The sequence below is a fragment of the Cellulomonas pakistanensis genome (assembly GCF_016862755.1).
In the GTDB taxonomy this organism is placed as follows: Bacteria; Actinomycetota; Actinomycetes; order Actinomycetales; family Cellulomonadaceae; genus Cellulomonas; species Cellulomonas pakistanensis.
Genome location: NZ_BONO01000014.1, coordinates 61,944 through 82,887 on the forward strand (window position 1 = coordinate 61,944; position 20,944 = coordinate 82,887).

General features: G+C 76.9%; 15 protein-coding genes. 7 read left to right on the top strand and 8 right to left on the bottom strand.

Annotated elements, in window-relative coordinates:
- Positions 1 to 24: 24 nt before the first annotated feature.
- Both Cpa01nite_RS10515 and Cpa01nite_RS10520 read right to left on the bottom strand, forming a co-directional pair.
- The gene (locus tag Cpa01nite_RS10515) at positions 25 to 5,292 is read right to left on the bottom strand and encodes a discoidin domain-containing protein (RefSeq protein ID WP_203668712.1); all 5,268 of its coding nucleotides are present in this window, start codon (positions 5,290 to 5,292) and stop codon (positions 25 to 27) included.
- A gap of 293 nt (positions 5,293 to 5,585) precedes the next feature.
- The gene (locus Cpa01nite_RS10520; RefSeq protein WP_239068700.1) at positions 5,586 to 7,154 is read right to left on the bottom strand and encodes a class I SAM-dependent methyltransferase; all 1,569 of its coding nucleotides are present in this window, start codon (positions 7,152 to 7,154) and stop codon (positions 5,586 to 5,588) included.
- Positions 7,155 to 7,251: 97 nt separating this feature from the next.
- Here Cpa01nite_RS10520 and Cpa01nite_RS10525 point away from each other — a divergent pair, with 97 nt between their 5' ends.
- Positions 7,252 to 8,559 (top strand): DUF3500 domain-containing protein, encoded by a 1,308-nt coding sequence (locus Cpa01nite_RS10525; protein ID WP_203668714.1) that lies wholly within the window; start codon positions 7,252 to 7,254, stop codon positions 8,557 to 8,559.
- Positions 8,560 to 8,630: 71 nt separating this feature from the next.
- On the opposite strand, the gene Cpa01nite_RS10530 is transcribed toward Cpa01nite_RS10525, so the two are convergent.
- Entirely contained in the window at positions 8,631 to 9,779 is a 1,149-nt protein-coding gene (locus Cpa01nite_RS10530) for a calcium:cation antiporter (RefSeq protein ID WP_203668715.1), read from the bottom strand.
- Positions 9,780 to 9,877: 98 nt separating this feature from the next.
- Positions 9,878 to 10,288 carry a PIN domain-containing protein gene (locus Cpa01nite_RS10535; protein WP_203668716.1) on the bottom strand — a complete coding sequence of 137 codons (411 nt, stop codon included), beginning with the start codon at positions 10,286 to 10,288 and terminating at the stop codon, positions 9,878 to 9,880.
- Between the two features lie 125 nt (positions 10,289 to 10,413).
- On the opposite strand from Cpa01nite_RS10535, the gene Cpa01nite_RS10540 reads away from it, so the two are divergent.
- Genes Cpa01nite_RS10540 through Cpa01nite_RS10555 form a run of 4 tightly spaced genes read left to right on the top strand, consistent with a single transcriptional unit; the run spans position 10,414 to position 14,042 of the window.
- The gene (locus Cpa01nite_RS10540; RefSeq protein ID WP_203668717.1) at positions 10,414 to 11,421 is read left to right on the top strand and encodes an ABC transporter substrate-binding protein; all 1,008 of its coding nucleotides are present in this window, start codon (positions 10,414 to 10,416) and stop codon (positions 11,419 to 11,421) included.
- Positions 11,418 to 12,179: a class I SAM-dependent methyltransferase gene (locus Cpa01nite_RS10545; RefSeq protein ID WP_203668718.1), complete on the top strand. Its 762-nt coding sequence runs from the start codon at positions 11,418 to 11,420 to the stop codon at positions 12,177 to 12,179. Before Cpa01nite_RS10540 ends, Cpa01nite_RS10545 begins: the two co-directional genes overlap by 4 nt.
- Positions 12,151 to 13,254: a FecCD family ABC transporter permease gene (locus Cpa01nite_RS10550; protein WP_203668719.1), complete on the top strand. Its 1,104-nt coding sequence runs from the start codon at positions 12,151 to 12,153 to the stop codon at positions 13,252 to 13,254. Before Cpa01nite_RS10545 ends, Cpa01nite_RS10550 begins: the two co-directional genes overlap by 29 nt.
- On the top strand, positions 13,251 to 14,042 hold the full coding sequence (locus Cpa01nite_RS10555; RefSeq protein ID WP_239068701.1) for an ABC transporter ATP-binding protein: 792 nt from the start codon (positions 13,251 to 13,253) through the stop codon (positions 14,040 to 14,042). The genes Cpa01nite_RS10550 and Cpa01nite_RS10555 overlap by 4 nt, the downstream gene beginning before the upstream one ends.
- Before the next feature lie 39 nt (positions 14,043 to 14,081).
- Here the strand turns inward: Cpa01nite_RS10555 and Cpa01nite_RS10560 are convergent, their stop codons facing one another.
- On the bottom strand, positions 14,082 to 14,744 hold the full coding sequence (locus tag Cpa01nite_RS10560) for a Type 1 glutamine amidotransferase-like domain-containing protein (protein WP_203668720.1): 663 nt from the start codon (positions 14,742 to 14,744) through the stop codon (positions 14,082 to 14,084).
- Between the two features lie 104 nt (positions 14,745 to 14,848).
- Here Cpa01nite_RS10560 and Cpa01nite_RS10565 point away from each other — a divergent pair, with 104 nt between their 5' ends.
- Positions 14,849 to 16,276: a DNA polymerase IV gene (locus tag Cpa01nite_RS10565; RefSeq protein WP_203668721.1), complete on the top strand. Its 1,428-nt coding sequence runs from the start codon at positions 14,849 to 14,851 to the stop codon at positions 16,274 to 16,276.
- A 7-nt stretch (positions 16,277 to 16,283) separates the two neighbouring features.
- Here the strand turns inward: Cpa01nite_RS10565 and Cpa01nite_RS10570 are convergent, their stop codons facing one another.
- Positions 16,284 to 16,727, bottom strand: a complete 444-nt coding sequence (locus tag Cpa01nite_RS10570) for a MarR family winged helix-turn-helix transcriptional regulator (RefSeq protein ID WP_203668722.1) — start codon at positions 16,725 to 16,727, stop codon at positions 16,284 to 16,286.
- Between the two features lie 120 nt (positions 16,728 to 16,847).
- On the opposite strand from Cpa01nite_RS10570, the gene Cpa01nite_RS10575 reads away from it, so the two are divergent.
- Positions 16,848 to 18,407, top strand: a complete 1,560-nt coding sequence (locus Cpa01nite_RS10575; protein ID WP_203668723.1) for an MFS transporter — start codon at positions 16,848 to 16,850, stop codon at positions 18,405 to 18,407.
- 155 nt (positions 18,408 to 18,562) lie between these two features.
- Here the strand turns inward: Cpa01nite_RS10575 and Cpa01nite_RS10580 are convergent, their stop codons facing one another.
- Positions 18,563 to 20,158: an FAD-dependent oxidoreductase gene (locus Cpa01nite_RS10580; protein ID WP_203668724.1), complete on the bottom strand. Its 1,596-nt coding sequence runs from the start codon at positions 20,156 to 20,158 to the stop codon at positions 18,563 to 18,565.
- Positions 20,159 to 20,268: 110 nt separating this feature from the next.
- Complete coding sequence (locus Cpa01nite_RS10585; RefSeq protein WP_203668725.1) at positions 20,269 to 20,931, bottom strand: maleylpyruvate isomerase family mycothiol-dependent enzyme; 663 nt, start codon at positions 20,929 to 20,931, stop codon at positions 20,269 to 20,271.
- Between the last annotated feature and the right edge of the window lie 13 nt (positions 20,932 to 20,944).

Consider the following 20,944-nt stretch of genomic DNA (forward strand, 5'->3'; position numbering starts at 1 on the left):
GCCCACCAGGCCCGGGTCCCCCGCTCAGCGCACCTCGAGCGCGTACAGCGAGTACCCGAACGCGCCCGAGCGCTGCACGCTGCGCACGCGCACCTCGCGGACCGTGCCGTCGACCGCCACGACGTCCGTCCCGCCGTCGCCGTCCGCGACCGTCGCGAGCGGCTCCCAGCCCGCGGCCCCCGCGGCGCGGCCCTCGACCACGTAGCCGACCGCGTACGCGTCCTCCCACGCGAGAGTCACCTCGCGCACCCGCTCGGTGCGCCCCAGGTCCACCGCGAGCCAGGCCTCGTCGGTCCACGCGCTGGCCCACCGGGTGCCGGGGTCGCCGTCGACGGCGTTCGCCGGGCCGAACCCGGACCACTCGTCGGAGGACGACGTCGCGGCCGCGCCCCGCGCCAGGTCGGGGGTCGGGCGGCCCTCGGCGGACCAGACCTCGAGCGCGTGCAGCGAGACGCCGTACCCGGTGGTCCGGCCGCCCGCGAGCACGCGCACGTACCGGGCGCGGACGTCGTCCGCCGGGTGCACGGCGCGGCCCTCGCCGCCGTCCGCCACCTCGGCCACCGTGGTCCACGCCTCGCCCTCGGCGGCCCGTGCCTGGACGCGGTAGTCGGCGGCCGCGGCGCGCTCCCAGTCGAGCTCCACGCGGTCGACCCGCACCACCTCGCCCAGGTCGACCTCGAGCCACTCGCCGTCGGCGGCGGCGCTGGACCAGCGGGTCGACGGGTCGCCGTCGACGGCGTTGCCGGCCCGGAGCCCGGCGCTCTCCTCGGAGGACGCGGTCACCGGCTTGCCGACGGCGACGTCGCGGACCTCGCCCGTGCCGGACGTGCCGCCGCCGTTCGCGACGACCGTCACCGTCGTGGCGGCGGACACGCCGGCCACCGCCGCGGTGACCGCCGCGGTCCCGGGCTCGGCGCCCGCCGTGAACCGCCCGTCGGCGCCGACCACCCCCGCGCCCCCGGCGGACCACGTCGCGTCGACCGGTCCACCGGCGCCGGTGGCGTCGAACGCGTACGCGGTCAGCACCGCGTCCGCGCCGGTCCGCACCGTGGTGCCGTGGGGCGCCAGCAGCAGCCGGGTCGGCGCGATCTCGGTGGCGGCCCGGGTGCCGGTGAGCTCGACCTCGTAGAGGGAGTAGCCGTACGTCGTGAGCCGGCCGAGGCCGTGCACGCGCAGGTACCGCGCGGTCGCGTCGAGCACCAGGTCGTCCGCGGCGGCGTCGGTCTTCGTCACCGTTCGCGCCGTCGACCAGGGGCCGTCGGCCGACGGCGCCGTCTGCAGCGCGTAGGACGACGCCGCGGCGCCCTCCCAGACCAGCCGCGCCCCGGTCAGGTCGTAGGTGCCGCCCAGGTCGAGCACCAGGTCGACGTCGTCGACGCCGTGCGCGCTCTCCCACCGGGTGCCGGGGTCCCCGTCGACGGCGAGAGCGGCGGTGTTGCCACCGAGCTCCGACGACGCCGTCGCGGTCGCCGCGAGCCGCCGGTCCGCCGCCGGGCCGACGACCGCGACCACGGCCGTGCCCCGCGCGCCGCCGAGCGCCGCCGTCACGGCCGCGGAGCCCGGCGCCGCCACCGTGAGCGTGCCGGCGGCGTCGATCGCGCCGTCGGTCGTCGACCAGGCGACCTCGCCGCCGAGCGGGGCCGGGTCGCCGTACTGGTCGAGCCCGGTCGCGGTGAACGTCGTCGGCGACCCGGCCTCGACCCGGGCGAACCCGGGCGTCACGGACAGCGCGGTGAGCCGCGGCGCGGTGCCGACCCGGATCGCGGCGGTCGCGACGACGTCGCCGCTGCGCGCCGTCACCGTCGCCCGCTCGGTGACGGTCGTGGCCGTCAGCTCTCCGCCGGCGTCGATCGTGCCGCCGGCGTCGACCGACCACGCCAGGCCGGGCAGCGGGACGACCGCGCCGTACTGGTCGTACCCGGTGGCGGTGAAGGTGGTGGTCGAGCCGGGGGCGACGGTGGTCGCCTCCTGGCCGACCACGATGCGCGCCAGCGCGGCGTCCCCGCGGTGCACGAGCTGCGTCCGGGCCGGCACGTCGATCGTGCCGACCCGCTCCGCGCCCTCGTACACGTCGTAGGCCTGCTGCGCGTCGGTCGGGTTCGCGACGACGTAGGCGTAGGCGCCGTCGGCGTCCCGGTACACCTGCGCCAGCGGGGCGTCGACGTGCCGGTCGAGCGCCTCGGTGCCGAGCGCCCGGTTGGCCGCCCCCGTGGCGTGCACCAGGCCGGCCATCGACACCGACGTCGCGACGGCGTCGCCGCGCGACCGCAGCTCGGCGAACACGTCGGCGTACACGTCCGGGTGCGACTGGGCGAGCATGCCGAGCACCACGTTGCCCAGGGCGTCGCCCATGGCGGAGAACACGTCGGCGGCGCGGTCGGTGTCCCGGCCCGGCTCGTAGTCCGCGACCGAGAACGCGTACAGCGCGTCGTTCACCGCGGGGTCGACGGTGAAGTCCGTGGACAGGAACGGCAGCAGCGGCGACGCCGGCTGCCACTCGGCGGGCTGCCGGTCGACCATCTGCTCGGAGTACCGCTCGGGGACCAGCGCCGCCGGGAACGTCTCCGGCGTCCAGTACTCCTCCGGGAACACCAGCGCGCCGTCGGCGCCCGCCGTGACGTACCGGGCGCCGGTGGCGGCGTCGTAGAACGGGTTCGCGGCGGTGCGCGCGGTGGCGTAGCCGGGGTGGTGCTTCTCGACCTCGCGCAGCGCGGCCTTCAGCTCCTCCAGGGCGGCGGCCCGGTCCTGGGCGATGTCGATGTCGCCGTAGGTCCCGACACCCCACCACTTCTTGGCGAACATCTGCACCCGTGCCCCGTTCCCCCCGCGGGTGCCCTCCTCGCCGACGACGCGCGGCCGGTCCGCGAGCATCTCGTCGAGCAGCGCGGTCGCGTGCTCCCGGTCCCAGCCGAGGTAGTTCAGCCACGGCCCGGTGGGCATCCACTGGATGCCGTAGATCCACGCCGGGTCGCCGGAGAAGTACGTCGCGTAGGCCTGCCCGCTGTCGTACAGGATCCCGGTCGTCGCGTGGTCGTAGCCCTCGTCGAACGTCGTCCCGGTCACGTCGAGCCAGTACTCCCGCACGGCGGCGCGCTCCGTGACGTAGCCCATCGCGCCGGTCGCCTGCATCTCGGCGTCGCCCAGCGCGACGCCCAGCAGGTACAGGCCGGCCCAGGACTGGATCGCCTCGCTGCTCGACTCCTGGTTGTTGCCCCCGGGCGACGAGAAGCCGCCGGCGTACGAGTGCCCCGCCCACACGTCGAACGTGCGCAGGTACGGGTAGTCCGGGTTCGACCGGTCCCCGTTGCCGTACTGGTCGGCGACCATCCCGGCGATCTCGCCGTACCCCGCGGCCCACTCCGGGTCCTCCATGGCGAGCATCGCGGCCGCCGCGGTGAAGTAGCCGTAGTGGAAGTGGTTGTCGGTGAACTGCGAGGACCCGTAGGACTCGGCGAACCCGATGAGCGCCTGCCAGGTGTCGTACCGCGCGAAGAAGTGCTCCGACTCCCCCGCGGTGTAGGTGAACCAGTCGGTGAGCGCCGTGCGCAGCGACGCCTTGAGCGCCTCGTACGGACCGGTCGCCCCGACCTGCTTCGCCACGAGCATGTACTCGGCGAGCTGGAGGACGTCCTTGCCACCCCAGTAGGTGTCGCCGCCGTAGCCGGTCTTCGCCGCGTAGTCCGTGACGAAGTCGGTCGTCGTCGCGAGCAGCCCGGGGTCGTCGGCCAGCGCGCCCGAGACGCCCGGGACCGGCGTCAGCCCGGTGAACGCGTAGGTCGTGGTCCACCCGCTGTGCCCGACGGTGGTCCGCAGCACGCCGCGGGGCACCCGGTACTCGGCGCCGGTGAACGCCAGGTCGTGGTCGGCCTGCCGGTACTGGTGCGGCAGCCAGCCCTGCACCGTGTCCCGGTTCGTGCCCTCGAGCGGCTCGGTGTCCAGGCTCCAGGTCTCGGTGACGGTGCCCGCGGCGGTGTCGAGCGCGTAGTCCATCCGCGTGTCCCGCGGCACCGCGAACGCGGTCGCGTGCAGCGCGTCGAGGTCGGCGCCGCCGTCGGGCAGGGCGCTCAGCACCAGGTGCGGCGTGCCGGTGGCGGCCGCGACCACGTCGCCGTGCCGCTCGAACGTCGTCCCGGCGGGCGCGTGCACCCCGAGGCGCCGGCCGCCCTGCTCCACGACGAACCGGTCGGTGGCGGCCGGGAAGGCCAGCGGCGCGCCGTCGGCGCCCGTGACCCTCGCACCGGCCTCGAGCGTGAGCGTCGGGGTGACGCCGTCGAACTCGAACCACAGGTACGGCACGCCCCGCGCCGCGGTGACGTCGACGTGCGGGGCGGTCGGGTCCGCCTCGGTGCCGAGCCGCCAGCTCACGTCCCAGTCGCCCCACCCGGTCACCACGGCGCTGTCCGCGGCGAAAGCGGGGTCGAACCGGTCGGCGACGCCGTCGGGCACGTCGGTCAGCACGACGTGGTCCACGAGCACGTGCGCCCACCCGGCCGTCAACGCGTCGACGACCTCGAGGTGGGCGGTGCGGCCCTGCCAGGGCGTGAGGTCCCAGGTGACCCAGCGCAGCGCCTCCGAGTCCTGGCCGGTCGCGGACAGCACCACCTCGCCGTCGACGACGAGGCGCAGCTCCTCGTGCCCCGGACGGTTCCCGCCGCCGACCAGCGCCGCCAGCGCCGCGCGGTCCACGGTGAACTCCGGGGAGGTCAGCGTGCCGGTCGCGGCGTCGCCCGCGCCGGGCGTGTACGAGTTGAGCAGCCCGCGGCCGAGGAACCCGGAGACGGGCGACTGCCCGGGCGACGTGCCCTCGGACACGCCGGCGAAGGCGTCGCCCGTCGCGGTCCAGCCGTCCGGCAGCCCCTCCTCGAAGTCGGCGAGCAGCACGTCGCTCGGGTCCGGCCGCGGCACCGCGAGGCCACCCACGACGACGGGGTGGTCGAGCACCATGGCCGTGCCGTCGGCGGTGAACTCCGTCGGGTACCGCACGACCGCGCCGCGGGCGTCGTTCGCCACGACGAACGGGTCGGCCCACAGGTCGCCGGAGAACCGGCTGACCAGGAGGTCGGTCCACCAGGCGTTGGTCGGGACGGGCACGCCCGCGAGGGACGGGTCGACGAACAGGTGCCGGTCCAGCGTGTCCTGCACCCCCTGGCCGACCTCCGGGGGCGGGGACGCGGCGACGGAGCCGGCCCCGACGGGGACGCCGTCCCGGCCGGGCGCGAGCTGCGCCGCCGGCTCCTCCGGCGCGGGCGCCGCCACCGCCGGGCCCGTGCCGAGCGCGAGGCCTGCCAGCACGGCGGCCACCACGACCCCGCGTACTCGTCCGTGCCCTGCTCGGCGTGCCCCTGCCTGCTGCCCGGCCATCTCGCTCCCACCTCGTCGGCGGGGCGACGCGCGCACCCGCGTCGTCGCAGGCCACCCCGCGTCCGTGCGTGGACGGGACGGTCCCGTCGGGCGGCCCCAGGAGTATGTGCGCCGGGCGCGGCGCGGGAAACCCCTTGCCTGACCCGCCCCGGGCGGCGACCGGGTGCGCCGGGCGCGATTTCACCCGTCCGGCGCACCGCCGGCGGACGCCGTCGCCGCCGCGGTCAGGCCGGCCGGCGCGCCACGGACAGCACGTGCGTGTCCGGCCACGGCAGCGGCGCCCCGGTCGTCGCGTCCGCGAGCGCCGCCCCGCGCCCGAGCCGGTGCTCGACCAGCCAGTCGTTCCGCCACGGCCCGCTCGCCGGCTCGATCTCGAACCCCGCCGCCGTCAGCAGCTCCGCCCAGTCCGGCCAGGTCAGGTCGCAGAACCGCTCGTGGCACTCGCTCAGCCAGTTGTCCGTGTAGTCGCGGGTGTAGAGGAACTCCATCGCCGCGCGCCGGGTGAGCCGGGCGACGGAGCGGGCGCCCGGGGCGGGGTCGGCCCACTCGACCTTCCAGTCCGCGCCGGACAGCGCCGGGAAGTCGCGCGCGAACTGCACCAGCCGCGCCGCGGGACTGAGCGCCTCCAGGTGCGCGCGCACCTGCGCCGGGGACCACGACCCCATGTCGACGGCCGGGTGCTCGTCGGGCGAGCCGTCGAGGTGCAGCTCGACCACGGTGTCCGGGTCCTCGGGCCCGAGCACGTCCGAGTTGATCCACACGCCGCCGGGCGCGGTGTGCGCGAAGATCCGTGCGGCCAGCGTCTCGAGGTCCGCGCGCCCGGCGCCGTACGACGCGATCTCGTGGGTCAGCGCGAGCGTCGTCGTGGTGTTCACGCTGCCCGCCGGGAAGACGTCGCCGCGCAGCAGGTTGCGCTGCGCGAAGAACACGTTCGGGTTGGCGAACACGCCCTGCGCCTGGCGGTGCTGCGCCTCCGCGATGAGGTGCCGGGACACGTCGACGCCGTACAGGTCGGACTCGACCAGCCGTGGGTCCCGCGCCGCCCGCTCGAGCAGGCCGCCCGCCGCGCAGCCGAGGTCGACGACCCGCCCGGGCCGCACGAACGGCGCCACCTGCGCCCACTTGCGGTCGGAGGCGTCGTCGAACGCCGCCGTGTAGGTCGCGTAGTCGCGCGTCTCGGTGAGGTCGCCCTCGGACGAGACGGTCGGGTCCGTGTGCGCCTCGCGCACCAGCCGCTCCAGGTCGTAGCGGACGTAGTACCGCAGCGCGGCGGGGTGCACGAGCCGGTGCCAGGCGTCGTCGCCCGCCACGAGCAGCTCCAGCACGTCCCACGGGCGGCGCGGGGCGTCCGGGTGGTCGCGCTCGACGGCGGCGACGCGGAACCCGAGCGCGGCGTACTGCGCGGCGACCTCGGGCGTCGAGCACGCCACCACGGTGGTCGCCGGGTCGACCCGCGCGTCGAGGGTGAGCTCCACGCTCCGCACGACCGTGGTGGCGAACCGGTCGCTGGGCGCGACGTCGGGCACCGGCGCGACCAGGGACGGGAGCCGCTCGGCGTCGGCCACGAGCTCGATCATCGCCTCGCGGCGGTGCGCGGGCACCGGGTTGCGGCGGGTGCCGGAGTGGGTCGCCGAGGTCAGCGCCCACACCACCCGGGCGTCGGGGGCGCACCGGACGGGCCGGCCGTCGGTGTCGACGACCTCGCCTCGCAGGAGCGCCTGCAGGTACGTGACCTGGAAGGAGGTGATCAGGTGGTGGCGCCCCGGGAACAGGACGAACGCGACGTCGTGCACGCCCCCATCGTGCCCGACCCGCGAGGGCCGGCGACCCACACGCGGCGCACAGGGACGGCACAGCGCCCGCCTCGGCCGCGTCCGTAGCGTCCTCGCCATGACGAGCACCCGACCGACCGACCCCGCACCCGCGCGCCGCCGCGTCCGCCGCGCCGCGCTCCGGCTCACCTCGCTGGCCCTGCTCGGCGGGCTGGCCCTGACCGGCTGCGCCGCCGGGACGAGCGCGACCACCGCCGAGGACGCGACGACCTCGACCGCGACCATCTCGGAGGCCGCGGCCGGCGCCACGACGTCCACGTCGTCGACCACCGCCGAGACCGTCTCCGCCACGGCCGAGGCCGCCGAGGCGTTCCTCGCCACGCTGTCGGACGAGCAGCGCGAGGCCGTCCTGTACGACTACGACGACGAGACCAAGACGACCTCGTGGTCGAACTTCCCGGTGACGTTCGTCGAGCGGGCCGGCCTCAACCTGACCGACCTGACCGAGGCGCAGCAGACGGCCGCGATGGCGGTGCTCGAGGCGCTGCTCAGCGACGAGGGCTACGCCACCGTCACCGGCATCATCGGCGGCGACGAGTTCCTGCTCGAGAACAGCAGCAGCACCGAGGACTCCCTCGGCCAGTACTACCTCGCCTTCTTCGGCGACCCGTCGGACACCGACGCCTGGGAGGTCCAGCTCGGCGGCCACCACCTCGGCATCAACGCGACCCTGGAAGGCACCGCGGACTCCGTGACCTTCGCACCGACCCACCTCGGCTCCCAGCCCGCCGTCTACACCGACGGGAACGGCGAGGAGGTCCAGCCGCTGGCCGGGATGTACACCACGGCGTTCGCGTTCTACGACTCCCTGACCGACGAGCAGCGGGCCCAGCTCTACCAGGGCGAGGAGGTCAGCAACCTCGTCTGCGCGCCCGGCGACACCTGCGACTACCCCACCGGCACCGGCATCTCCGGCGCCGACCTGACCGACGAGCAGCAGGACCTGCTGCTCGGCGTCATCGCGAACTGGGTCGGGCTGTCCGACGACGAGACCACCGCCACGGCGCTGGCCGAGATCGAGGCGACGCTCGACGAGACGTACGTCAGCTGGTCCGGGGCCACGGTCTACGACATGACCCAGGGCGACGGCATCTCCTTCCAGATCTCCGGCCCGGACGTCTACATCGAGTTCTCCAACCAGCAGGGCTCGGCCGGCGCCGACGTCGACGGCTACGTCACCGGCGGGTGGGGCCACATCCACACGATCTACCGCGACCCCTCGGACGACTACGCCGGCAGCGTCACGCAGCAGGCCGGGTCGGGGATCGGCGGCGGCGGCGCGCCGGGCGGGGACGGCGGGATGCCGCCCGGCCGGCCGGACGACGCGGGCACCGAGGCGGAGGCCGGCGCGGAGGCCGACGCCTGACCGGCGCGTCCTCGACCCGCACGACCGCGTGGGGTCCTCCGACCGGGAGGGCCCCACGCGGCCCGTGGCCGTCAGGCGAACAGCACCAGCCCGTACACCGCGAACACCACCAGGTGCACCGCCCCGTGCACCGCGGTCACCCGCCGGGACGAGAACGTCGTCACCGACAGCAGCAGCGTGATCCCGAGCATCAGCACGTTCGCCGGCGACTCGGCGAGCAGCACCGTCTGCCCCGTCCCCAGCCCGATGACCAGCACCGCCGGGATCGTCAGGCCCACCGTCGACACCAGCGCCCCGTGGCACAGGTTGCTGACCCGCTGCACCTCGCCCGCCAGGGCCGCGCGCACGGCCGTGATCGACTCGGGCAGGAACACGATCATCGCGATCAGCACGCCCGCGAGCGCCACCGGCGCGCCCAGCCGGCCCAGGCCGTCGTCGAGCAGCGTCGCCATGTCGTGGGACAGCAGCACGATCGGCAGGACGGTGACGACGAGCAGGCCGACGCGGACCAGGACCTCGGTGCGGTGCCGGCGCAGGACGGCCGCGACGGGCTCGGCGCTCCCGCCGACCTTCCCGGCGCGCGGCCGCGGGGCGACCCGCTCGTCGACCTCCCGGAAGTCGCCGGCCTGCGCGCCGGTCTGCCGCAAGAGGAAGAACCCGTAGAGCGCGAGGGTCAGCACGACGACCGGGACGGCCTGGCCGGCGGTGTACGCCCCGTCCGACCCGATCACCGCCGGCAGCCCGAACGCCAGCCCCGCGAGCACGACCAGCATCGCCAGGTACGCGGACGTCCCGGTGCGGTTGTGCGCGAGGCCGCCGTGCCGCAGCCCGCCGACCAGCAGGCACAGCCCGATCACCAGGTTGAGGATGATCATCGACACGGCCATGACCGAGTCGCGGGCGATGGTCCCGTGCTCCCCCGGCCCGAGCATGACGGCGGCGATCAGCACCACCTCGATGAGGACGATCGACAGCGTGAGCACCAGGGAGCCGTAGGGGTCGCCGAGCCGGTGCGCCAGGGCCTCGGCCTGCTTGACCACGCCGAACGCGCAGACGGTGATGACGGCCACGACCACGACCAGCGCCGAGACGAGCCCGACGGCCGGGACCGGCGGCTCGAGGACGGGGCCGAGCAGCAGGAGCGCGGCGACCGCGCCCCAGCCGAGGACGATGCGGACGACGTCGGACGGCGCGACGAAGCGGACGGCGGTGCGTGCCATGAGGGGGACCTCGCGAGCGGGGTCGTCCCCGGCGGCCGGTCGTCCGGCCCGGGGTCGTCCCCGGGCGGGTGCGCCGGATCCGGCGCTCCGTCCCGAGTCTAGGCGACCCGCAGCGCCAGCAGGTCCTCGACCGTCGCCGGCTCGACCAGCCCGCGGGCGCGCGCGGCGAGGTCCGGATCGAGGGCGACCAGGACGTCGGCCTGCAGCCGCGCCACCGCGACGTACTCGGCGGGCGCGACGTCGTCCCAGCCCTGCTCGGTCGCGATCCGCCACGCGACGGCGCGCGACACGCGGTCGCCGAGCAGCCGCACCTTCAGCGTGGTGAGCGCCTCCAGGAGCTCCGCGGCGCGGGCCGGGTCGAGCGTCCCGGCCCGGACGTCCCGGTAGAGCAGGCCCATCGCCTGCGACCGCAGCAGGTTCGGCGCCACGAGCTGGTGCCCGTCCGGCACGGCGAACCCCTCCTCGGCCAGCCGCAATGCGGCGTGGGCGTCGATCGCGATGCGGGTCATGCTCGGTCCCTCCCCCGGGCCCGACCGCCGTCGGCGGGGCCGTGTCCGCCCATCGTGCACCCGGGCGGCCCGGCGCCGGCGCCCCGGGTGCCGGAGCACGCCGCGCGACCCCGTACGATCCGTGTATGCGAACGATTCTCATTCCCGCAGTCGCAGGCGGCGCGGCGCTCGCGGTCGCCCTCGCCGGCTGCTCCACCGCGGCTCCCGCGGCTGAGGCACCCGGGCCCGCCGACGCCGTCACCCTGACCAGCTGCGGCCTGGACCTCACGGTCAGCGCCCCGCCGGAGCGCGCCGTCACCCTCGAGCAGGGCGCCACCGAGCTGCTGCTCGCGCTCGGCCTCGGCGACCGGATGGCCGGCACCGCCTACCTCACGGACGCGGTGGCCCCCGAGTACGCCGACGCGTACGCAGCGGTGCCCGTGCTCGCCGACCAGTACCCCACCGCCGAGCAGCTGCGCGAGGCGGCCCCGGACTTCGTCTACTCGATGCGCGCGTCGGCGTTCGCCGCGGACGCGGTCGGCGAGCGCGCGGAGCTCGCGGACCTCGGCGTCCCGGCGTACCTCTCCGCCAACGACTGCGAGGACCCCGCGCTGCTCCCCGACGAGGCGGGCTTCGACACGCTGTTCGCGGAGATCACCGACCTCGCGGCCGTGTTCGGCGTCGAGGACCGCGGCGCGGAGCTCGTGGCCGAGCAGCAGGCGGTGCTGGACGAGGTGGCCGCCGCCGCGCCCGACGCCGACCTCGACGTCGCGTGGATCTACTCCACGATCAACGGCGCGCCCATCGTCGCCGGGAACGCCGGCCTGCCGCAGACGCTGACCGAGCTCGCCGGCGCGGGCAACGCGTTCGACGACCTCGACGCGCAGTGGACGGAGACGAGCTGGGACGCGATCGCCCAGCGCGACCCCGACGTCCTCGTGCTCGCCGACCTGTCCCGCGGGCTCGCGGGCGACAGCGCCGCGGACAAGGAGGCGACGCTGCGCGCCGACGCCGTCACCGCCGAGCTGTCCGCCGTGCGCGCCGACCGGCTCGTCGCGATCCCGGCCACCGAGATGGACCCCTCGGTGCGCAGCATCGACGCCCTGGCGACGCTCTCGGGCGCGCTGGTCGAGTTCGCGGGGGCGGACGCGTGAGCGCCGTCGCCGACTGGTCCCGCGCGCACCTCGCCGCCTGGGACCGGCAGCAGGCCGCGTACATCAACCGCCGCGAGGACCGGTTCGCCGTCATGCTCGACGTGCTCGCCGAGGCGGTGCCCGCGGGCGCCCTCGTGGTCGACCTCGCGTGCGGCCCTGGCTCGGTCTCGGCGCGGGTGCTGGACCGGTTCCCCGGGATGACCTGCGTCGCCGTCGACCTCGACCCGATGCTGGTCGAGCTCGGGCGGCAGGCCCTGGCCGGCCACGGCGACCGGGTGGAGTTCCACGAGGCCGACCTGTGGGACCCGACCTGGACGCGCGTGCTCGGCGGCCGCCGCCCGCACGCCGTGCTGTCGTCGACCGCGCTGCACTGGCTGCCGGCGGACGTGCTCACCCGCGTCTACCGCGACGTGGCCGACGTGCTGGAGCCCGGCGGCGTGCTGCTCAACGCCGACCACCTGCGGCAGCCCGCGGGCCGGCCCCTGTTCGAGGAGCTGAGCCGGCGGGACGACGCCGCGACCCAGGCCCGGGACCACGCCGCCGGGGCACTGACCTGGGGCGCCTGGTTCGCGGAGATCGCCGCGCACCCGCACTTCGCGCCGCTCGCCGAGGAGCGGGAGCGGCGGTACGCCGAACGGCCGCCGAACCCCGACCTCGGGCTCGACTTCCACGTCGCGGCCCTGCGCGCGGCGCAGTTCCGCGAGGCGGGACCGGTGTGGCAGCACCTCGATGACTACGTCGTCCTCGCGCAGCGCTGAGCGCGCGGGAGCGGACGTCGCGCCGGCGCGCGCAGCGGACGTCGCGCCGGCGCGGGCCGGGCGGGCACCCGCCCGGCGCGCGGCCGCGGCCGCCGCGGCGGCCCTGGTGCTCGCGGCCGTCGCGTTCGCCGCGATCGGCGTCGGCGGCGGGGACATCACCTGGGCGGAGACGGCGCGGTCGCTCGGCCACCACCTCGGCCTCCCGGTCGCGCCGCTCCCCCGGCTGACCGACTCGGTGGTCTGGGAGCTGCGCGCCCCGCGGGTGCTGCTCGCCGCCGTGGCCGGGGCCGGGCTGGCGACCTGCGGTGCCGTGCTGCAGGCGGTCACCCGCAACGCGCTCGCCGAGCCGTACCTGCTCGGCATCTCGTCGGGCGCCTCGACGGGCGCCGTGCTGGTGCTCGTCGCCGGGCTCGGCTCGGGGGCGGTGTCGCTCGCGGGCGGCGCGCTGGTCGGCGGGCTGGTCGCGTTCGCCCTGGTGCTGCTCCTGCTCGGCCGGAACCCGTCGAGCGCCGGCCGGCTCGTGCTCACGGGCGTCGTCGTGGGCCAGCTGTTCGCCGCCGTGACCTCGCTGGTGCTGCTCGGCTGGGGCGACGCCGACGCGGCGCGCGGCCTCACCTACTGGCTGACCGGGTCGCTCGCGGCGGCCCGGTGGCCCGCCGTGGTGCTGTGCGCGGTGGTGACCGGGGCCGCGCTGGTCGCGCTGCGGCTGATCGCGGCCGACCTCGACGCGTTCGCGTTCGGCGCGCGCAGCGCCGCGTCGCTGGGCGTCCCGGTCGCCGCGGTGCGCACGACGGCCCTGGTGGCGACCGCCGCCGTGACCGCCGTCGTGGTCGCGAGCGTCGGGGCGATCGGGTTCGTCGGGCTGATCGTCCCGCACGCCGTCCGGGCGCTCGCCGGCCCGCTGCACGCCCGCCTGCTGCCGCTCAGCGCGGTCGGCGGCGCGGCGTTCCTCATGCTCGCCGACGCGGTGGCACGCACCGCGCTCGCACCTCGGCAGCTGCCCGCCGGCGTGGTCACCGCCCTGATCGGCGTCCCGGCGTTCCTGCTCGTGCTGCAGCGGCGGGAGCGCGCGTGACCGGGGCACGCGCGGTGGGCGTCGAGGCGTCCGGGATCACGGTGCGGGTCCGCGGGCGCGCCGCCCCGGTGCTGGCCGACGTCGCCCTGTCCGCCCCGCCCGGCGCGGTCACCGGGCTGCTCGGGCCGAACGGGTCCGGCAAGTCGACGCTGCTGCACGCGCTGGCCGGGTCGACCACGCCGGACGCCGGCGAGGTGCGGCTCGGCGGGCGGCCGCTCGGCGCCGTGCCGCGGCTGGAGCGCGCCCGCACGGTCGCCGTCATGGAGCAGGACGCGGACTCGGACACCGACCTCGCGGTCGCCGACGTCGTCGCGCTCGGCCGGCTCCCGCACCGGCGGCGGCTCACCCCGCCGGGACCGGACGACGCGGCGGCCTGCGCCCGGGCGCTCGACCTGGTCGGCATGGCCGGGACGGAGCGGCGCCGGTGGCGCACGCTGTCCGGCGGGGAGCGGCAGCGGGTCCACGCCGCGCGGGCGCTCGCGCAGGAGCCGGCGGTGCTGCTGCTCGACGAGCCGACGAACCACCTCGACGTCCGGCACCAGCACGAGCTGCTCGGGCTGCTGAGGGCGACCGAGCTGACGGTCGTCGTCGTGCTGCACGACCTCGCCCTCGCCGCGCGGTACTGCGACCGGCTGGTCGTGCTGCGCGACGGGCGCGTGCACGCCGCGGGCCCGACGGCGGGCGTGCTGACGCCCCCGACGCTGCGCGAGGCGTTCGGGGTGGACGCGGTCGTGACGCAGGACGGCGGCGGCGTGCGGGTGGAGGTGACGGGGGCGGCCGACCGGTGACCGGGGCGGGCGCGCCGGTGACCGGGGCGGGCGCGCCGGCTACCCGTCGAACCGGGTCCACTCCCCCTCGGACACCACCTCGACCCGCCCGTCGACGACCGCGATCGCCGTCTGCTCGTCGATCGCGTAGGCCGGCCCGCCGATCCCCGCGGCCCACCGCTCGGCCGCCTCGGGGGTGTGCGTCGCGAAGGCGTTCAGGTGCGGGAAGATCGCGAAGTCGACGAGTCCGAGGGTGCGGTCGTCGGGCGCGCCGGCCCACTCGACGAACAGCTCCCCGATCCGCGGGGTCAGCACCATGCTGCCGGCGCTCACGCCGACCCAGACCAGATCGGGCAGCGTCGGCAGCAGGTCGGCCAGCCCGGACTCCCGCAGCCAGTGCGCGAGGTAGGTCGCGTCCCCGCCGTCGACGAGCAGCACGTCGGCCTCCCGGACCCACGGCACCCAGCGGTCCGCGCCGATCGTGGGCAGCGCGGTGAGCTCGAGCGCACCGAGCGACCCCCAGCCGAGGCCGGTGAGGTGCCGGAAGTCCGGGTCCGCCGCGATCAGGCCGCGCACCGACGCCGGGCCGCACAGCGGGTGGCCCCACTGCGCGGTCGGGACGCACAGCGCGCGGGCCTCGGCGACGGGCCTGTCGAGCATCCGCTCGAGCGCGGCGTGGATGCTCGCGTTGGTCACGCCGCCGGACGTCAGCAGGAGCTGCACGGGCCCTCCCCGGGGTGCGGGCGCCGCCGGTCGGACGCCGCCGGTCGCGCGCCCATCGTGCACCCGTCGCGGCGGCCGTGGGCGGCGTGGGGCAGCATGGCCCGGTGAGCAGCGAGGTGACGGCCCCGCGCATGCGGCCCGACCCGAGCATCGCGCACCTGGACGCGGACGCCTTCTTCGCCTCCGTGGAGCAGGCGCAGCGCCCGTCCCTGCGCGGCCGACCCGTCCTGGTCGGGGGCACCGGCCCGCGGGGGGTGGTCGCCGCGGCGTCCTACGAGGCCCGGGCGCTGGGCGTGCGGTCGGCGATGTCGATGGCGAGCGCCCGGCGCGCGTGCCCGCAGGCGACGGTCGTCGTCCCGCGGTTCGACGCCTACAGCGCGTTCTCCGCGCGGATCATGGCGGCGCTGCGCGAGCGGACCGACGCGGTGGAGCCGCTCAGCATCGACGAGGCGTTCGCCGACCTCGGCGCGGTCGACCCCGGCGCGGACGGCTGGCCGGGCGTGGCGCGCGCGCTCCGGGAGCGCGCGGTCGAGCTGGCGGGGGTCCCGGTGTCCGTCGGGATGGGCCGGTCGAAGCTCGTCGCGAAGCTGGCGTCGGCGGCCGCGAAGCCCGCCGGCGTCGTGGTGGTCGCGCCGGACGACGAGGACGCGTTCCTCCTCCCGATGCCGGTGCGCTCGCTGTGGGGCGTCGGCCCGGTGTCCGCGGAGCGGCTGGAGAAGATCGGCGTGCGGACGGTCGAGGACCTGCGCGGCCAGCCGCTCGACACGCTCACGATGGTGCTCGGCGAGGCCGCGGGGACGAACCTGTTCCGGGTCGCGCGCGGCTGGGACGACCGGCCGGTGGCCGAGACCCGCGAGCGCAAGTCCGCGGGCGCCGAGCACACCTTCGAGCGCGACCTGCACGGCCGGGCCGAGGTGGCGGCGCAGCTGCCGGCGGTGACGGACCAGGCGTTCGACCGGCTGGAGCGGCACGGCGGCGCGGCGCGCACGGTGACCGTGAAGGTGCGGTTCGCGGGGTTCAGCACGGTGACCCGCGCGGTGTCGCTGCCCTCGCCCGCCGCCGACCGGGCCGCGCTGCTCGACGCCGCCGGGCGGGCGCTCGACCTCGTCGAGCTGACGGAGCCGGTCCGGCTGCTCGGGGTCGCGTTCAGCGCGCTGTCGGAGCACGCGCAGCTGATGCTCGACCTCGCGGGGTCCGTCGCCACCGGCGCCGCGGCGCCGGTGGCGTCCGGCGCACCCGACGACGACCCCGATGCCCTGCGCCCCGTCGCGCGCCGCCGGCGCGGGCGGCTGCGCCTCGAGGACGCCGCGCCCGGCCTCGACGTCGTGCACCCCCGGCACGGGCGGGGCTGGGTCGTGAAGGCGCGCGACGACGGCCGGGTCGCCGTCCGGTTCGAGACGGCCGCGACCGGGCCGGGCGTGCAGCGCGTGCTCGACCCGGCGACGGAGGAGATCGAGCTGGTCGGCGCCCTCGGGCCCGACGGCGAGGAGCTCCCGGAGCCGGACGCGCAGGAGCCGCGCCCCGAGGAGTGACGCCGCGTCAGGCGCGCGGACCCAGGCGCCGCTCCAGCCGGTCCAGCAGCGCCGTCGCCTCGGCGACCCCGCCGGCGTCGTCGCCCAGCGCGCCCGCCAGCCGGTCGGCCCACTGCCGGCGCAGCCGCGCGATGTCGTCCGCCGCCTGCGCCGTCGGCCGGAGCACCACGGCGCGCCGGTCGTGCTCGTCGTGCGTGCGCTCGACGAGCCCCTTGCCCTCGAGGGACCGCAGCGTCGTGCTGAGGTTGCTGCGCTGCAGCCCGGTCGCGTCCGCGACGGCGCTCGGCGACGCGCCGGGGTGCCCGTGCAGGTACCGGATGACCGCGGTCTCGGTCGGCGTGAGCGTCGGCACGCCGTCGGCCCGCGCGCGCGGGCTCTGCAGGTCGCGCGCGACCGCCAGGACCAGCTCGGCGAGGTCGGCGAGGTCGCGGTCGGTCGGCGTCGGGGGCACGGCCCCATCCTACGGGTAGTTATGTGGTTATAGTTATTTCCTCATAGCGTTCGTCGCGACCGGTCACCCGTGACCGAGGTCCCGGACGCGACCCACCCCGCACTCCCCAGGAGCCCTCCCGTGCCCACGCACCCCTCGCCGGCCGCGCCCGGCGCCCGGCCCTCGCGCCGCGGCGCGCCCGGCCCGACGCTCGCCGCCGTCTGCTTCGGCCTGTTCATGGTCGGCCTCGACGGCACGGTCGTGTCCGTCGCCAACCCCGCGATCTCCGCGTCGCTCGGCACCTCGTTCGCCGAGCTGCAGTGGATCACCAACGCGTACCTGCTCGGGCTCGCGGTGTTCCTCATCCTCGGCGGCAAGCTGGGCGACCGGTTCGGCCGCCGCCGGATGTACCTGGTCGGCGTCGCCGCGTTCGCCGTGACGTCGGTCGCGATCGGCCTCGTCGGCACGACCGGCGGCGTGATCGCGTTCCGCGCGCTGCAGGGGCTGAGCGCCGCGCTGCTCATGCCGCAGACGCTCGCGCTGCTGCGCGCGACGTTCCCGAAGGAGAAGTTCGGCACCGCCGTCGGCATCTGGGGCGGGGTGTCCTCCGTCGCGATCGCCGCGGGGCCGATCGTCGGCGGGCTGCTGGTGGAGCAGGCCGGCTGGGAGTGGGTGTTCTACATCAACGCGCCCATCGCGGTGATCGGCCTGGTGCTCGGCAGCCGCGTGCTCGAGGAGAGCACCGCCCCCGCGCGCACCCGGATCGACGTGCCCGGTGTCGTGCTGCTCGCCCTCGGCCTGCTGGCCGTCGTCCTGGCCGTCGTGCAGTCGGAGTCCTGGGGCTGGACCAGCCCGCTGACCCTCGGCGCCCTGGTGGTCGGCCTGGCCCTGCTGGTCGCGTTCGGGCTCGTCGAGCAGCGCGTCGCGCACCCGCTGCTCCCCCTGCAGCTGTTCCGGAACCCGACGCTGACCGTCGGCGCGGTCGCGGTGGCGGTGAACTTCTTCGCGCTGTTCGGCGTGACGTTCTTCCTGTCGCTGTTCCTGCTCAACCTGCGCGGCGCCGACGGGCTCACCGCGGGCCTGATGCTGCTGCCCCTGAGCGGCGTCTCGATCGTCGCGTCCCCGATCGGGGCGGCGCTGGTGGCCCGGTTCGGCATCCGGGTCCCGATGGCCACCGGGCTCGTGCTCATCGCCGCGGCGCTGCTCGCGCTCACCGGGATCGACGTCGACTCGCCGTACCTCGGCATGGCGGTCCCGTTCGTGGTCCTGGCGCTCGGCGTCGGCATGGTGATGACCGCCGGCGCGGACGCCATCGTCGGCAGCGCACCCGTGCAGCTCGCCGGCGTGGCGGGCGGCCTGCAGGCGACGTCCCTGCAGCTCGGCGGCGCGCTCGGCACCGCGGTGCTCGCCGCGGTGGTGTCCGCGGGCACGGCCGCCCGGCTCGACGGCACCGCGCTGGCGGGCACCGAGGGCGTCGCGCAGGGCCTGGTGCCCGACGGGCTCGACGCCGCGACCACCGCGCTGGCGCAGGACGCGTTCGCCGGCGGGCTGCACACGGCGTTCGTCGTGGCGGCGGTCGTCGCGCTGCTCGCGGGCGTCGCGGCGGCGGTGTTCGCCCGCACCCCGCGCGCGCACCACGAGGCGCCGGAGGTGCTGGCCGAGACCGAGGCGGCCCTGGCGGCCGGTCCCGCGCTGCGCTGACCCGGCGCCCGCGCCCGGTTCGCGCGCCCGGCGCCCGCGCCCGGCTCGCGCGCCGAGTGCCCAGAACCCCGGGGACGAACCCGTCCGAACCGGGCAGGTTCCTGGACACTCGGCGCCGGCCGTGCCGGGCGCCGGACCAGCCGGACGGCCAGCGGTCACGCCCCGCGCGCGAACCGGACGTGCTCGCGGGTCGCCAGGTGGTCCGCGACCGCGTCCGGGTCCGTCCGCGCGGCCAGGTAGCCGAGGTACCCGTCGGGGCGGACCAGCGCGGCGCCGTCGTGCCCGATGCCGTACCGGTCCGCGACGTGCCCGCCCGGGTCGACCAGCACCGGCCCCGGCACGCCGTCCGCCCGCGGGACGACCGGCACCACCGTGCCCAGCCCGCCGAGCACCGCTCGCAGGCGCTCGTGCGACGTGCGGGACAGGCAGGTGGTCAGCAGCAGGTGCCCGGGCCGGCGCAGCAGGTCGCCGACCCACGTCTCCGCGCCCGCCGCGTCCGTCAGCCCAGCCGGGTCCGGCGCGTGGTCGCCGGGGCACGCGCCGCGCACGCCCGCGCCGCCGCCGACCGCGGGACTCCCCCGGTACCGGACGCGCACCTCCGCCAGGCTCGACGCCACCGCCTCGCCGACCGCCGGCAGGTGGCCGAGCAGGAGCAGGCCCACGTCCCGCAAGTGCGCCCGGGCCCCGGCCGACGCGACCGCGTGCGTGAGGCGCGTGGTCTGCCGGACCACCGCCGCGCCGACCGGGCGCCGCTCGGCGTGGTAGCTGTCGAGCAGCTCCTCGCCCGCGCGGCCCGTGCTCACCAGCGCCAGCTTCCACGCCAGGTTCACCGCGTCCTGCATCCCCGTGTTCATTCCCTGGCCGCCGGCCGGGCTGTGCACGTGCGCGGCGTCCCCGGCCAGCAGCACCCTCCCCCGCCGGTACCGCTCGACCTGGCCGTGGTGCACCTCGAACCACACGAGCCACCGGGGGTCGGACAGCCGCCAGTGCTCGCCCATCCGGTCGTCGACGAGCCGCTGCGTCTGGTCGAGCGTCGGCTCCGCGCCGGGGCCGGGCGCCGGCACCTGCACGAGGAACCGGGTCCGGCCGTCCGGCATGGGGAACGCCCCCGAGACGCCGTCCGGGCCCGCGAACAGCCGGATCGTGTCCGGGCTCAGCGTGGTCCGGGCGGCGACGTCGGCGAACAGGAAGTGCTCGCCGTGGAACACGCCCTCGATCCGCTCGCCCACCGCCGCCCGCACCCGGCTGTGCCCGCCGTCGGCGCCGACGACCCAGGCGAACCGCTCGCGGCCGGTCCCGGCGCCGGACGACAGCGCCACGTCGACCCCGCCCGCGTCCTGGCTCAGGTCCGTGAGCTCGACCCCGCGCTCCACGACCACCCCGAGCCGCGCGGCCAGCTCCGCCAGCACGTGCTCGGTCACCGGCTGCGGGGCGTCGAGCGCGCGCGGGTACCGCGAGTCGATCCCGGCGGTCGACGCCCGCAGCCGCAGCGTGCCCGCGGCGCCCGAGCGCACCTCGACGGCCGTGATGGCCACCGCACGCGCCGCGAGCTCGTCGAGCACCCCCATCGCCGCCAGGTGCTCCTGGGTCCGCGCGTGCACCGTGACGGCGCGGGACTGGGTGGTGGGCTCGGGCGCCGCGTCGACCAGCCGCACCCGCGCGCCCTGGCGGGCGAGCTCGCACGCCGCGGTCAGACCGACGGGACCCGCGCCGACGACCAGCACGGGCGCGCCACCGCCTGCACCGACCATCCGCACCCTCCCCACGGCGGGGCGCCGGTGGTGGCGTCACGCCTGCGCCCACCGTGACCGCGCCGCGGCCGGCCGGCCTCACCCGCGGCGGATGAGCCGGGCGCGGGCGGTCAGCCGCGCCGCGCCGGCTGCCGCGCCGCCACGGCGGACCGCAGCAGCGGGGCCCCGTCGCCCGCCAGGCGGTCGGCGGCGACGGGCCTGCCGGCCATCGCCATGACGAGGTCCAGCGTCGAGCCGGTCACCTCGGGGCCCTCGCCGGCGCGGAACGGGCTGTCGTCCGCCACGAGCCGGACGCCCCGCGCGACGGTCCGCGACGCGACCGCGAAGTCCTTGCGCGCGAATCCCTCGGCGACGACGACCACGGCGTCGGGCGCCGCAGCACCCGGCAGCCCGAGCGGCTCGCGGACGTCCGCCCCGTGCACGACCACCTCGCCCAGCCACGCCCACAGGTCGCCGGTCGGCGCGACGCGGGAGTCGACCGTGCACCGGAGGGCAGCCAACGTGTCCGCGGGGGTCGGGCCCCGGTGCTCCGCCAGCCGGCGCGCGTTGTGCCGGTCGGCGTCGAACCGCGCGCCGACGATGCTGCGCAACCACGCCCAGCGGCCGGTGCTCGCGCCCGCCGCGAGGTGGGCGACGACGTCCTCGACCGACCATGCCCCGCACAGCGTCGGGGCCGACCAGGCCTCGGGCGGCAGCTCCTCCAGCTCCGCCACCAGCCGGGCGCGCTCGGCCCGGATCGCCGTCCAGTACCGCTCGGGGTCCCACGTCTGCACGGGTCGCTCCTCG